Genomic DNA, 13,831 nt, shown 5'->3' with positions numbered 1-13,831 from the left:
AACGAGGCTGGGCCCTTTATTGGATCGCCCTCCTCACTTCCCCTCACCGCAATCCACAGGATTTATGAAGAAGGTTGTCGTTGGGCTTTCAGGCGGCGTCGATAGTTCCGTGGCGGCCGCCACCCTGCACCATCAAGGCTATACCGTAGAAGGCTTAACGCTCTGGCTGATGAAAGGCAAGGGGCAATGTTGCTCGGAAGGAATGGTCGATGCAGCTCAGCTCTGTGAACAGTTGGGCATTCCTTACCACGTGGTAGACAGCCGCGAGGTCTTTCAGGCTGAAATCATTGATTACTTAGTCAAAGGCTATGGAGCCGGTGTGACGCCGCTGCCCTGTTCCCAGTGCAATAAGGCGGTGAAGTTTGGGCCGATGCTGCGCTATGCGCGAGAAACCCTAGGCATCGACACCATTGCCACCGGGCACTACGCCCGGATTGTTCATGATGCCGAGAGCGATCGCTACCAACTGCACCGCGCGGTCGATCTAACCAAAGATCAATCCTACTTTCTCTATGACCTGCCCCAAGCCGTACTTGCTGCCACCCAGTTTCCCCTCGGCGACCAAACCAAGGTAGAAACTCGGCGCATGGCGGCCCAGCTCGGGCTCCATACGGCGGAGAAACCCGAAAGCCAAGATCTCTGCTTGATTGAAGCCCATGGCTCCATGCAAACCTTCCTCGATCGCTACCTAGCGCCCACGGAAGGTGACATCGTCGATCAATCCGGTACGGTGTTAGGAAAACATACCGGCATTCACCACTACACCATCGGGCAGCGCAAAGGTCTAGGCATTGCCGCCGCCCAACCCCTCTATGTCATCGACATTGATGCGGGGCGCAATCAAGTCATTGTGGGCGATCGCGACAGTACCCATCAACGGGAATGCACGGTGCAGCAGGTGAATTGGGTGTCGATCGCCCCGCCCAGCGCGCCCCTGCGGGCCATGGTGCAAATTCGCTATCGATCGGCAGCGGTGCCGGCCACAGTCATGCCTATTCTGGGTGAAGGTGAGAGCGATCGCGTGCGGATTGTCTTTGACGAGCCGCAGTTTAGCATCACCCCCGGACAGGCCGCAGTTTGGTACGATGATGCCAGCAACTGCATCCTGTTAGGGGGCGGCATTATTGAACCATCCAAGGACTCCCCAAACACAGTATTCTAAATAGTGAAGAAAGTCTTAAGCCGCCAACTCCAGTCCTAGGGTTGCGCCAGCCTGGGCTAGAGCACGGTTGGGTCTAGTCGTGCCGGATATCTACCGGATCGTTCTAGGGTGATCTAGGGTGATGGAATCTAGGGTGATGGAGCAGTTGGGATGTAGAAAAAACCCGACCCAGGGCACAATTCTTCCCAGCTCGACATCAACTAATGCAGGCTGCCTCTCTAAACGTGACCAACCCTTGACTAACGTCGTTCATTAACCAGAAAGAGGAAAGATCTTGAAGCATTATCCAGATGGCATTCCCCCCCATGGTGGGGTTCTGATCAATCGCATTGCCACCCCGGAACAACGTCAATCATTCTTAGCTCAAGCGGATGCTCTACCCCGCGTGACGCTCGACGAACGGGCTACGTCAGACCTAGTCATGATTGCGATTGGAGGGTTCAGCCCGCTGGATGGCTTTATGAACCAAGCGGACTATCTCTCGGTGGTCGTGGATATGCACCTAGCCTCGGGGCTTCCTTGGGCTGTGCCGGTGACCCTCTCCGTCAGCGAAGACGTGGCAGCGCCGCTCTCCGAAGGCAGCACGATTCGCCTAGATGACGCCAGCGGTCGCTTTATCGGCGTGATGGAACTCACCGAGAAGTATCACTACGATAAACAAAAAGAGGCCATCAACGTCTATCGCACCGACGAAGATAAGCATCCCGGTGTGAAGGTTGTCTATGACCAAGGCGATGTGAATCTAGCTGGGCCGGTTTGGTTGCTCGAACGGGAAGCCCATCCCCAGTTTCCTGACTACCAAATCGATCCCGCCGAATCCCGCCGTCTATTTAAAGAGCGGGGCTGGTCAACGGTGGTAGGTTTCCAAACCCGTAACCCCATTCACCGGGCCCATGAGTACATTCAAAAATGTGCCCTGGAAACCGTTGATGGTCTGTTTTTACATCCCCTCGTGGGCGCAACCAAAAGTGACGACATTCCCGCCGATGTGCGAATGCGCTGCTACGAAATTATGATGGAACACTACTTCCCCACCGACCGGGTGATTCTGGCCATCAACCCCTCTGCCATGCGCTATGCTGGGCCACGAGAAGCCATCTTCCACGCTCTCATTCGTAAGAATTATGGCTGCACGCACTTTATTGTGGGTCGCGACCATGCGGGAGTGGGTGACTATTACGGCACCTATGATGCGCAACACATTTTTGATGAGTTTGATCCCGATGCCTTGGGTATTGTTCCCATGAAGTTTGAGCACGCCTTTTACTGCACCCGCACTCAGTCGATGGCAACGACCAAGACGAGTCCAAGTGCGCCCGATGAGCGGGTTCACCTCTCGGGTACAAAAGTGCGTCAACTGCTGCGCAGCGGAGAACTGCCGCCGCCAGAGTTTTCCCGTCCTGAGGTGGCTGCAGAGCTAGCTCGGGCTATGAAGGTCACCGTGGAGGCGTAGGAATAGTCGGTGAGGGTAAGGCGACGCACATTTCTCCAGACTTCAGTCGCCCTGACAGCCTACGGGCTTAGTCAGGCAGGACTATCGTGGATAGCCGATCGCTCCCACGTCGCTCTTGCCCAGCCGACGCGGCGAAAGCTGGCCCTGCTCGTGGGTATCAACGCCTATCCCGATCGCGCCTGTGATTCTGAAACAGACTGCTGGGCAGGACGAGGCAGTGGCATACCCCTGCAGGGCTGCTTAACCGATGTAGAGCTGCAGCGGGAACTGTTGCGATATCGGTTTGGCTTTAGCGATCGCGACATTGTCACCTTGGTCAATGACCAGGCAACCCGAGAAGGGATTGAAACAGCATTTTTATCCCACTTGGTGGAGCAAGCTCGGCCGGGGGATGTGGTGGTGTTTCACTTTAGTGGGTTGGGTAGCCGTCTGCAGACCATCGGCAGCGATCGCCCTCTACGTTCCTTGGTGCCGGTAGACGGACTGCTGCCCACGCCAGAACATCCGGTCATTAACGATATAGGTCTAGACACCCTGGGGCTGTTGTTGCAGTCCCTGAAGACCGATCAGGTGGTGACAGTGCTAGACACCAGCTACACCACGCCCGCCTCAATTTTGCAGGGTACTCTACGGGTGCGATCGCGCCCCAATGCCCCCAGCGGTCAGATCAGCGACGAAGAACAGGCCCTCCAAGAACGGCTGCTCAGCCAGTTAAAAGTATCCCGAGAACAGCTTGCAGCCCAGGTGAGTCGGCTACAGTTTCCCGGCATGGTGATATCCGCCGCCGCGGATCAGCAACCGGCTGCAGAAGGGCAATGGAATGGCTTTAGCGCTGGGCTATTGACCTACGCTCTCACCCAACAACTTTGGTCTGCCACCCCAGCCACCACCCTGCGCAATAGCCTCAGTCGGGCGTCCGGCACCATTGAGCAGGTGGTGGGTGGCCGTCAACAGCCCATGCTCACCGGCAGCCGCAGCACAGATCAAAAACTCTTGCCCTATTATCTGCCCTCGATTCTCACCCAAGGTGCCGATGGCATCATTCAGACAGCAGGCAATGACGGCAAAGGCATTCAGGTGCTGCTGGCGGGCGTACCGGCCCAGGTTCTAGAGCAATATGGCCCCGATACGGTGCTGACTGTAGATGCACCCATGAGTGGTGATACCGGCGATCGCCCCCCAGCCACCATTCTGCTACGAGTGCGATCGCGGGATGGTCTGCGGGCCACGGCTCGTCTGTGTTGCAATAGCCCGGCTTCCGTTGTGCTGACACCAGGGCAACCGGTTTATGAATCGATCCGAGTGATTCCTCGGCAGGTGGGGCTCACCGTGGCCATCGATCCATCCTTAGAGCGGGTGGAGCGGGTGGATGCCACTAGCGCCTTTTCCACCCTTGCCAGTATTTCCTCTGTCGTTTCCGGTGGGCAGCCCGCGGACTGTCTCTTTGGTAAAACCCAGCCCTTGACGCAGGCGATCGCTGCATCATTACCCAGCGATCGCCCCTCTACCGATGATGTGGTGACTCAGGTTGATGTGATGCCGGCGGGGCCGGAGCTATTGCCGAGTAAAACAAGCTATGGGCTGTTCTATCTTGGCAAGACCGCCATTCCCAATACCACAGCAGAAGATGACGAAGCGGTGAAAACAGCCGTCACACGCCTGACGCCTAGGCTGCGCACGCTGTTGGGCACGAAGCTCGTGCGGCTCACCGAAAGCGGCGGTTCATCGCGGCTGGGCGTGCGTGCAACCCTAGAGTTGGTGACCCCCCAAGAGCGGATTGTGGCCCAGCAAGAAACTGGCCGCGCCCCTTGGACACCTCCAGAAGGTCGGCTGGCTGCCCTCTTAGTCAGCAGCGAGTTGCCCGAACTGCCCATGGGTGGACGGATCCAATATCGCCTCTATAACTACAGCGATCGCCCCGTCTACTTTATTCTGTTTGGCTTAGACAGCAACAGTAATGCGATCGCCCTCTATCCTGCCGATCCCAATGCCGCCAGCCTAGGCAATGTCGCCATTCAACCGGGCGAAATTCTGACGATTCCTAGCCCATCCACCACCTCAGAATGGATTGTTCGAGGAGCGATCGCGCCTGCAGAAACTCACCTCATCTTTAGTCGTAGTCCCTTCGCCAAAACGACGGCTGTACTCAATGCTTCCATGCCCTCTCGCAACAGTGCCAGTCGGGTCAGCGTTGTTCACAATCCCCTAGAAGTAGCCCGAGCCATCTTAGATGACCTGCATCATGCTACCAAAGCAGCCAGCGATCGCCCCCTAGAGTTTTCGCCAGACGCCTATGCGCTGAACGTTAACGACTGGGCAACCCTCAGCTTTATGTACCGGATCACCGAAGAGCCCACAGCCTAGGTGATCAACAACCCAGCCGTCGCGCCCTGAGCCATCGTGCCCTGAGCGAAGTCGAAGGGCACGATATTCAGAGAATGCTGGTATCCCACGACAGGGTTGATTTCCGCCGCAGATTACTAACTCCAATCGTCTTGTCGATTACTACGGCCTCGATAGATGGTTCCTAGGGTATGGATTTGGCGCGTTCTCTCAAATAAAGCCTCCTCCGTGAGCTTCCATCGGTTCATCACCTTTTCCAGATCTGCCTGAATATCCCGCGCCCCTGGAAAGCCCTGGTAGCGAATCCGCAGCCGGGCCAACTCCACTAAGTTGAGGTCGGTGGGCTCACCTTGAATGAGCGTCATCACCGTTTCGCGATCGCGTTTCCATAGAGGATGCTGCTGCTCGTTAGATCGATCCTGATCATTGGCCATGGTCGCATGTCCCCACTTCTCATTTCCCCACTATTGACCTGCACTTGCCACAGCTTACTGGACAAGTTTCATCAGCGCTTCTTGAATATTGGCAGGCAGCCGGCGCATAATTTTGCCCTTGTCGCGATCGACTGGCACCAGAACAACCTGGGCTGAAACATAGGTTTCCTGCCGATCGAGAGACTGAATTTTATAGTCCCAGGTCATACGCACCCCTGCCATATCCCGCATCTGGGCGCACACGAGGGCGGATTCACCCATGCGTAGGGAACGGTGGTAGCGAATGCTGAGATCGACCACGGGTAAGTCACAGCCGAGCTCCACTAAATCGGCAAAGCTCACCCCCAACTGGCGCAAATAGTCTACCCGTGCCTCTTCCATCCAGGCAAGATAGGTGCCATGCCAGACAGCCCCTGAATAGTCCGTATGGTTGGGGTAGGCATGGACGCCATATTCAAACCAGCGATCGCTCGTGATGTGAGTATTGGCTTGAAGGGTACCGTAGGGCTTGATTTCAGACGACATGAACGTTTATGGATCAACCTATTAAAACACCAGTCAAACCATGCAAGTCTGACCATGAACGACCACAATTCTTATGCAACCCATGCCGAGGTGTCAATGGTATTGCAAGGTTATTGCAAGGTTATTGCAGGTTTTTGCGCTGTGCCGATGACGGGTGATGACGATGAATCTGCTGGTATCCGTGGACTAGATATCTTCAGCCCAGAATGTGGACTCTGTCCTAGGGTATGACGTTTCCCAACGGCTGGTTGGCTAAAAAAGATGTCATTCCCGAGGGGAGAACAATCGAGACGGTATGATCTTAGTTGGCTTTGTGCAAGCTTGCCAACGTCATCCCCCTGCTGTTCAACTGTGCTAGCTGGCTTAACAGAACTGTTTTGTAAATCCTATGATTCATTGACCTTGAATCAGTCTTGATATCTTAACCAAAGGAGGAACCATGATAGAAAAAATCCTACTTGCAGATTCCGGTACCGGCCAAGCAGAGGCCATGCTCAAATCCTTGATGGATCTGCCCATCATTCAAAAAGCCTCTGTGACGGTTCTCCACGTTGTCTCATCCCAGGTCACGGCCGAGGGCATGACGGCGAAATGGGAAGAGGGCGGCAAAGTATTGGCACGCTCCATCCAGTCGCTGCAACTGGATCCTGACAAAACGACGGCTATGCTGCGCGAGGGCGATCCTAAGGATATCGTCTGTCGGGTTGCCGATGAGATCGATGCTGATTTAATCATCATGGGCTCTCGGGGACTGAAGCGCCTTCAGTCTATTCTGGAAAACTCTGTGAGCCAATACGTCTTCCAGCTTGCGGGTCGTCCCATGCTGTTGGTCAAAGACGATATCTATGTGAAGCGCATCAAAACCATCTTGGTGGCTGTGGATAAATCCGCGGCTGCTCAGGAATGTTTGGATGTGGCGATCGCTCTCCTGCGGGATGTGACCGGCGGGCAGTTGATTTTGGTACATGCCAACCCCGACTTGACCTCTAAGCTAGATGAGCAGCTCTCAACTCGGGGCGAACAGGATCCGGTGCTAGCACCAGCGATCGCTAAGGCTAAGCAGTATGGCATCAAATATCGCTGTGAAGCACCAGAAGGTAAGCCAGGTCTACGGATTTGCCAATTGGCAGAATCGTTGAATGCTGACTTGCTGATGCTGGGCTCCCCCGATCGCCGCCCATCGATCGCCAAGGGACTTCCGGATCTCGATCGCCTCTTGGGTCAGTCCTTGTCCGACTACGTGCGTGTCTATGCCAACTGTCCAGTCATGTTGGTGCGCCACCCCAGCGCCTAGGTATCCCATACCCAGCGATTCCGCCACGATTCTCTTGAGCAAAGGGAGAAGAGGCATCCTCTGGTATGTTCATCCATGGCGGAGCACAGTGATCTAGTGATCTATTTAGATTGGTGATCTATAAAATCCAGTAATTGATCAGATCCTGTGACCTCACGGCTTCCCCAACATCCCTTGCAAGGGGGATGTTGGGGATAAGGAGACTCTAAAAGAGAACAATATCGCTATGACTGAGCTGAGCATTGTTCGACAACCGGGCCACCAAAACGCGATCGCCCCGACCACTGCCGTCGGCATCAAAAAAGAGTTGCCCCGTGCTGCGGTTATAGAGGAAGCGATCGCTCTCGTTTCTGGCAACGCTGCCTAGACGAAACTGCTCGGGGTCGAGGACACCACGGGATGAGTTTTGCAGTCGGAAGCCCGATCGCGAGATATAGATCTGATCGACATCGTCGTCGAAGTCGGTGATGGTGTCGGCTCTGTGATTGATATTGGTGAGGTAGAAGCGATCGCGATCTGCGCCACCGGTAAGCGTATTTCGGCCTGCCCCGCCGATGAGAATATCGTCCCCGTCCCCGCCGATCAAAACATTATTACCGATGCTGCCCTCCAGGCGATCGTTGCCATTACCGCCCTCTAGGCGATCGTTGCCGCCGCCGCCGATTAAAACATCGTCCCCAGCTCCACCCTGCAATAGATCATCGCCAATGTTGCCAAGGAGGCGATCGCTGCCGCCGCCGCCGCGCAGGATGTCGTTGCCCCCTCCCCCAAGGAGAAGGTTGTCGCCTAGGTTGCCGATCATCTGATTGTCTAAGGTATTACCACTGCCGTTGAGAGCAGCGCGTCCTCCCAAGAGCGTCAAATTTTCTTGGTGATTGCCGAGCCTCCAACTGACCAAGGCTTTGACAAGGTCAGTACCCTGTCCAGCTTGTTCAACAACAACATCACCGCGACTGCGCACAATATAAATATCATTGCCAGAACCACCAATCAGGCGGTTTCGCCCAGTGCCGCCATCCAACACATCATTGCCGCCCCGACTGCGCAGAGTATCGTTGCCGCCACCCCCGCGTAGCAGGTTGCGATCGCTGTTGCCGTTAATGACGTTGTCTAGATCGTTGCCAAAGCCCCGAATCTGTCCACCCTCGTCCAATAAGGTTACATTCTCGACATTGGGAGAGAGGCTCTGGAGGTCAATCGAAATGCTAGCTAGAACCAAGTCGATGCCTTCATCAGGCTCTTCTTCGACCGTGTCATCGACGTTGTCCAGCACATAAACATCATTACCAGGGCCACCGACCATGCGATCGACACCGGGGCCGCCATCTAGGTAGTCATTGCCCTCGCCACCAAAAAGGCTATCGTTGCCGCGACCTCCGAGGAGCTGATCGTTGCCGAGGGTTCCCAACAGCAGGTCATCTCCATCATTGCCAGAGAGTTGATCGTTGCCGCTGCCGCCTAGTAAAACGTCGTTGCCGTTGCCGCCTTCCAGGGTATCGTTGCCTTCGCCACCATCTAGGGTGTCGTTGCCCTCGCCACCTAAGAGGCGATCGTCACCGGCACCTCCATACAGCGTATCGTTGCCATCCTCACCGAAGATAGCGTCACCCCCGCCCAACCCGAAGATAACGTCATCTAGGGGAGTGCCTGTCAGAATCTCACCATTCTCTGTGCCGATAAACTCTGCCACAACTCACGACCTTCCTGAGAATTCAGTATGGTTAAGTACATTGAAGACCTGACTGGCGATCGCCCTCATCTGTCATAGATAACGGCCGCTCAATCATGGCTAAGCCATCTCCACGGCTTAGGAACGAAGTCTAGATCAGAACTGACGCAGTTGGACGATATTCATTTGAAGATATTGTGTGGAATGATCGTGCAGTCTTGCGTCAGTTCTGTAGATGCTGCTGATGATTTATCTATACGAGCTTGCAATGCGAGCTTAATGTGCCCAAACGGCTTCCCATTGCTAACACAGGGCAAGAACTTAGGATAGTTTGGATCTCCCTCGATTAATCCCCAGAACGACGTAGGCGTTGGCTAATCCGGCCAACCACCATGTCAAATTCCGGGATGCCCAATCGACTGGCGATCGCCCCAAATCCCGCCAAACCAATCGATCCAGCAATACAAAGCTGTAGGACTTGAATGAAAAATCCTTCCGTACCCAGCAGCTCTTCTAATCCCCACCGGCTTCCCCAACAGAGCCCCGCTGCAACGGTACTGGCTCCCACCAGTCCTAAAAAGGGCAGACTCCAGGTTCGCCAAGGTAGACCATCCAAGCGGCGATCCAGCAGCCACAAAAACATCACCATAGAGACGAGGTTGACCCCCACGGTGGCTAGCACGAGTCCTGGGGCACCAAAGGCTTGGATCAGCCAGTAGTCGAGCAGGGCATTCAGAAAAATGTTGAAAATACTCACCCGAAAGGGCGTGTCGCCATCACCAAGGGCATAGAACACCCGCACTAAGACATCTCGCCCTAGGTAAACAAACATGCCGAGACCGTAGGCGATCAGGACGGACGTCACCAACCGGGAGGCGCTTTGGTCAAAGGCGTAGCGTTCATAGACCACCCGCACAATGGGAAAGGCTAGGGTCATCATCAGAGCGCTCAGGGGCAGCATGGTGACGGCGGTGAGCATCATGCCTTGGCCAATGCGCTGCTTAAATTCCGTGCGGCTTTCGATGCCGGATAGCCGGGACAGGATGGGTAAAAAGGGCACCAAAATTACGTTGGAAATGATGCCGAGGGGCGTTTGCACCAGCAAGTTGGCATAGCCCAAAGCGGCAGCGGCTTGGGGTAGATAGGAGGCAAAGAAAAGATCAGTGTAGACATTGATCTGCATCATGCCAGAGGAAAAGGTGGCCGGCATGAGGATGCGGACGATGTCTTGGACGCCAGGACGACGAATATTGAAGCGTAGCCGCAGCCGCCCTAGGCCCGATCGCCATTGGGCCGGCACCTGCACTAGCCACTGCAGCACAGCCCCCGCCAAGGTTCCCCAGGCTAAAACCATGCCCCCGAGTACGGCATTCTCAGGATCGGTGACGGCGCTACCCAGGTGGAGCACCAGTAATCCTAACCCACCCAGGAGGGCCACGCTGGAAAAGATGGGGCTGATGGAAGGCAGCCAATATTGATCGGCGGCGTTGAGGGTGCCAAAGCCAATGCCAATCAGACCCGCAAGCAGGGCCATGGGAGCCATAATCCGCAGTTGCTGGATGGCGATCGCTCGAATCTCTAACCCTTCAGGCGACTGATTCAGCCCCGGAGCCACCAGGTCAATCAACGGAGCAGCCCAAATAATCAGCCCGATCGTGACCAGCAGCAACACACCACCGATCAATGTCGTGATGGTTTCCACCAGGGGAGCAATGTCTTCGTCTTCAGACCGGCGTTTGGCCAAAACACTGACGATGGCGCTATGAAATGGGCCATTGATGCCCCCCAGCAGCACGAGCAAAAAGCCAGGGATAACGTAGGCAAAGTTGTAGGCATCAACGGCTGCCCCCACCCCAAATGCAGCAGCGATCGCCTGTTGACGAAACAGGCCAAAGATCTTACTAATCAGCGTGGCAGCCGCCACAATGCCAGCAATCCTGGCAAATGAACGTGTTGGTTTCTTCGAATCAGCCACAGGAATATCGACAATGTGCCACCGCCAAGCCTAGCATCAACGGAGCAATGCCAGTGAAATCCTAGACCTGCGGCTCTCAGCTCCAGGCTGCTGAAGCAGATGCAACCATGAGTCAGCTTGATGTCTTGCTGCCTTGATCTAGAAAATGACATCTGGTATTGGAGTTGATGATTTTGCCGGGGAGAATTGCTGCAAATCTCGTCTTTTTCCCGTCGTCTGAAGTTGGACACTGTAGACTAGGGATATAGCACACCCTCTGGATGTCAAGTTTTCATGACTTCAGCATCTCCTCACCCGCAGAGTATCTCTATCCGCCCCTTGCAAGGTCGAGATTTCGACGCCCTTGAGCATCTTGCTTCGAAGGAATTGGCGGCCGAGCATTCCTACCATCCCACTGGGCCCCATCCCACCATGGAGCAAATGCGGCCTTGGTACGGGGTGCTGAAATGTCTAAGTTGGGTGCCCAATCCTCTCCAACACATGCTCTGCGCCTTTGTGGCAGAACATGCTGGGCAGCCCCACGGCATGATTCGGGTCTCGCCCGTCAACCGGACGCGCAGCACCTGGCGGGTGGAGCAAATTGCGGCGGAGTCTACCTTGGTAGATGGGCAGGTGAAGCTCTTGGCTACGGATGTGGCATCCCAACTCCTGCGCTATTGCCTGCAAAATATCTGGGAAGCGCGTACCTGGATGATTGAGGTAGACGTGAATGATAGTGCGGCTTTGGGCGTCTATCGACAGACGGGGTTCCAGCCCTTGGCGCAGATGGCCTACTGGGCGATCGCTCCTGATCTATTGACAACCTTGGCCCAGCGGGAGCCCGATCTCCCCAATCTGCTGCCGGTGAGCAACGCGGATGCCTTTTTGCTGCATCAGCTCGACACGGTGGCCATGCCGCCGCTTGTCCGCCAAGTCTTTGATCGCCAACCGCCAGACTTTAAGTCCGGTGTGTTCCAAACCTTAGTCAACGGTGTCCAGCATTGGGTGCGGCGGGTAGACAGCGTGAGTGGCTACGTATTTGAGCCCCAGCGCAAGGCAGCGATCGGCTATTTCAACCTACAGCTTTGTCGTGATGGGCGCTGTCCCCACGTCGCCGAGTTGACCGTGCATCCAGCCTACACCTGGCTCTACCCAGAACTGCTCGCCCAAATGGCCCGCATGACCCAAGACTGTCCACCCCAGCAGCTTTGCCTAGCCTCGGCTGACTATCAGTCTGAGCGGGAAGAATATCTAGCCCAGATTGGGGCAGAGCGCACCCAGCACACCTTGCTAATGTCGCGGTCGGTGTGGCATAAACTGCGGGAAACGCGGCCGGTGTCCTTCGAATACTTGCCGCTGCCCGAGGTACTGCAGGGTCTGCAGCCGGCCCGCAAACCGGTGCCCAGCCGATTTTCTATGTTTGGTCGAACGGCAGCCAACCCAATGCCTGCCGCCCATCCCATCCCCCCCGTCTCCGGAACGGTGCGGGATGATCATGGTGATTCGGCCCCCGCTTCCCCCGAAGCGTCGAGCACCGATGGGAAAAGTAGCGATCGCCGCCTGCCTTTCTTGAACCACGATTCCATGGAAGGATCCCAGGGATAGGTGAAGCAGCGCATTTCAGCACTAGGTCTGGATGTCGGCCGGCGGCGCATTGGTGTCGCGGGTTGTGACGGTACAGGTTTAATTGCCACTGGCCTGTTCACCATCGAGCGACAATCGTTTCAGCAGGTGGTCGAGCAACTGCAGGCGATCGCCCGTGAGCGCCAGGTGCAGGTCTTAGTCATTGGCTTGCCCTACTGCATGGATGGGCATCTGGGGCAGCAGGCTAGGCAGGTACAAAAATTTGTCCATCGCATCACGCCTCTGTTGAACCTCCCAGTCGTCTATGTCGATGAACGGCTGACCTCGGTGCAGGCAGAAGAATTGATCGAGGCAGAACGACGCGTGTCCCACGATAAAGGGCTGATTGATCGCAAGGCCGCCGCCCTGATTCTGCAACGCTGGCTAGATGAAGGGGCCCAGCGACCCGACCTCATGGAGAGCGATCGCGTAACCCCATAGCCTGTCTGCATCTCCTAGGTTGTTGCTGGGAGCATCCCAGTTTCGCACGTTGCCCCTTATCCCCTACCCCCTTCTCCCTTTTTTGGGAAGCCGGGCTCAACGTACCGCCCGACGTGGGAGAGGTGGTGTAGGGTAAGGGCTAAAAACGTGGGATGTACCCTTGTGGATCTTGGGTCTACGATAAATTTATCCGCACAGGTCTAGATGCATGGCATCGTGCTACGATACTGTGTGCCATGTATCTGTGTTGTTCAACACGGATGGCTGGTCAAGCGAAAGCACACTGGACTTTCCATCGACGGGCTGCCAGGATTACATCGAATCGGGGAACTTTTGGGATGAATGACGACGACTTAGATCTGAATGTAGAGACCATTCACCTCGCTGACGAAGACGGGCGTTTACTCCTGTGTTCGGTCGAAAAGTCAGCGGATATTGAGGGCACCAAATACCTCCTCTTACTTCCTGTCCATGCGCCGATTGAAATTTTCGCTTGGGAAGAAGGCGACGAAGAAGATGAAGAAGTGCTGGTCGATATTGACGATGAGGAAGTCGTCGATGTGTTTGACACAGCTCGGGCTGTTTTAGCAGAGCAGAATTTGATGCTCACCCATACAGCTTTTACCCTAACCGCTGAGGGAGATCTGCCTGATCCTGTCGATGACGACATCATTACCCTCAACATTGGTGAGGATGAAGAAGCCAATGAAACCGAGCAGTTTCAAATGTTGGCAACCTTTTTCTATGAAGAGCAAGAATATGTGCTCTGTACCCCTCTAGAGCCGCTTCTCTTTTTCGCCCGCGTCAACGGTCAGCAGACTCCCGAACTGTTATCGCCCGAGGAATTTCAGACCGTACGCCCACAACTAGAAGATCTGCTGTTTGAGGATATCGATTAGTAGACTGGAGATCCCTGCTCTAGGGCGCGGCAGG

Annotated in this window: 11 protein-coding genes; 7 read left to right on the top strand and 4 right to left on the bottom strand. The window is 55.4% G+C overall.

Going from position 1 to position 13,831, the window contains the following annotated elements; all coding sequences use genetic code 11:
• The first annotated feature begins 64 nt into the window (after positions 1-64).
• The 3 genes from mnmA (at position 65) to JUJ53_RS08325 (ending at position 4,979) form a co-directional block, all read left to right on the top strand.
• On the top strand, positions 65-1,162 hold the full coding sequence (gene mnmA, locus JUJ53_RS08335) for a tRNA 2-thiouridine(34) synthase MnmA (protein ID WP_204151532.1): 1,098 nt from the start codon (positions 65-67) through the stop codon (positions 1,160-1,162).
• 274 nt (positions 1,163-1,436) lie between these two features.
• Positions 1,437-2,615, top strand: a complete 1,179-nt coding sequence (gene sat, locus JUJ53_RS08330) for a sulfate adenylyltransferase (RefSeq protein WP_204151531.1) — start codon at positions 1,437-1,439, stop codon at positions 2,613-2,615.
• Positions 2,616-2,624: 9 nt separating this feature from the next.
• Complete coding sequence (locus JUJ53_RS08325; RefSeq protein ID WP_204151530.1) at positions 2,625-4,979, top strand: caspase family protein; 2,355 nt, start codon at positions 2,625-2,627, stop codon at positions 4,977-4,979.
• Between the two features lie 116 nt (positions 4,980-5,095).
• Here JUJ53_RS08325 and JUJ53_RS08320 read toward each other — a convergent pair whose 3' ends face one another.
• Positions 5,096-5,392, bottom strand: a complete 297-nt coding sequence (locus JUJ53_RS08320; protein WP_204151529.1) for a DUF3288 family protein — start codon at positions 5,390-5,392, stop codon at positions 5,096-5,098.
• A gap of 54 nt (positions 5,393-5,446) precedes the next feature.
• Positions 5,447-5,917: a thioesterase family protein gene (locus JUJ53_RS08315; RefSeq protein ID WP_204151528.1), complete on the bottom strand. Its 471-nt coding sequence runs from the start codon at positions 5,915-5,917 to the stop codon at positions 5,447-5,449.
• 439 nt (positions 5,918-6,356) lie between these two features.
• On the opposite strand from JUJ53_RS08315, the gene JUJ53_RS08310 reads away from it, so the two are divergent.
• The gene (locus JUJ53_RS08310; RefSeq protein ID WP_204151527.1) at positions 6,357-7,211 is read left to right on the top strand and encodes a universal stress protein; all 855 of its coding nucleotides are present in this window, start codon (positions 6,357-6,359) and stop codon (positions 7,209-7,211) included.
• A gap of 205 nt (positions 7,212-7,416) precedes the next feature.
• On the opposite strand, the gene JUJ53_RS08305 is transcribed toward JUJ53_RS08310, so the two are convergent.
• Together JUJ53_RS08305 and murJ are read right to left on the bottom strand one after the other, a co-directional pair.
• Positions 7,417-8,901 (bottom strand): calcium-binding protein, encoded by a 1,485-nt coding sequence (locus JUJ53_RS08305; protein WP_204151526.1) that lies wholly within the window; start codon positions 8,899-8,901, stop codon positions 7,417-7,419.
• Between the two features lie 325 nt (positions 8,902-9,226).
• Positions 9,227-10,855 (bottom strand): murein biosynthesis integral membrane protein MurJ, encoded by a 1,629-nt coding sequence (gene murJ / locus JUJ53_RS08300; RefSeq protein ID WP_204151525.1) that lies wholly within the window; start codon positions 10,853-10,855, stop codon positions 9,227-9,229.
• A 273-nt stretch (positions 10,856-11,128) separates the two neighbouring features.
• Here murJ and JUJ53_RS08295 point away from each other — a divergent pair, with 273 nt between their 5' ends.
• From JUJ53_RS08295 to JUJ53_RS08285, 3 genes are all read left to right on the top strand, one after another.
• Positions 11,129-12,439 carry a GNAT family N-acetyltransferase gene (locus tag JUJ53_RS08295; protein ID WP_204151524.1) on the top strand — a complete coding sequence of 437 codons (1,311 nt, stop codon included), beginning with the start codon at positions 11,129-11,131 and terminating at the stop codon, positions 12,437-12,439.
• Positions 12,440-12,898, top strand: coding sequence for a Holliday junction resolvase RuvX (ruvX, locus tag JUJ53_RS08290; protein ID WP_204151523.1), 459 nt, complete (start codon positions 12,440-12,442; stop codon positions 12,896-12,898). It abuts the gene before it with no gap.
• 338 nt (positions 12,899-13,236) lie between these two features.
• Positions 13,237-13,797, top strand: a complete 561-nt coding sequence (locus tag JUJ53_RS08285) for a DUF3727 domain-containing protein (RefSeq protein ID WP_204151522.1) — start codon at positions 13,237-13,239, stop codon at positions 13,795-13,797.
• Positions 13,798-13,831 lie beyond the last annotated feature (34 nt).

The organism is Leptolyngbya sp. CCY15150, from assembly GCF_016888135.1.
GTDB lineage: Bacteria > Cyanobacteriota > Cyanobacteriia > RECH01 > RECH01 > RECH01.
The sequence above is the reverse complement of the archived record's forward strand: the minus strand, read 5'-3'. Positions and strand labels throughout refer to the sequence as shown.

Excerpts from the sequence above, each read along its gene's own strand:
- mnmA (WP_204151532.1), top strand. The coding sequence starts at position 65 with ATGAAGAAGGTTGTCGTTGGGCTTTCAGGCGGCGTCGATAGTTCCGTG.
- JUJ53_RS08320 (WP_204151529.1), bottom strand. The coding sequence starts at position 5,392 with ATGGCCAATGATCAGGATCGATCTAACGAGCAGCAGCATCCTCTATGG.
- JUJ53_RS08315 (WP_204151528.1), bottom strand. The coding sequence starts at position 5,917 with ATGTCGTCTGAAATCAAGCCCTACGGTACCCTTCAAGCCAATACTCAC.
- JUJ53_RS08310 (WP_204151527.1), top strand. The coding sequence starts at position 6,357 with ATGATAGAAAAAATCCTACTTGCAGATTCCGGTACCGGCCAAGCAGAG.
- JUJ53_RS08295 (WP_204151524.1), top strand. The coding sequence starts at position 11,129 with ATGACTTCAGCATCTCCTCACCCGCAGAGTATCTCTATCCGCCCCTTG.
- JUJ53_RS08285 (WP_204151522.1), top strand. The coding sequence starts at position 13,237 with ATGAATGACGACGACTTAGATCTGAATGTAGAGACCATTCACCTCGCT.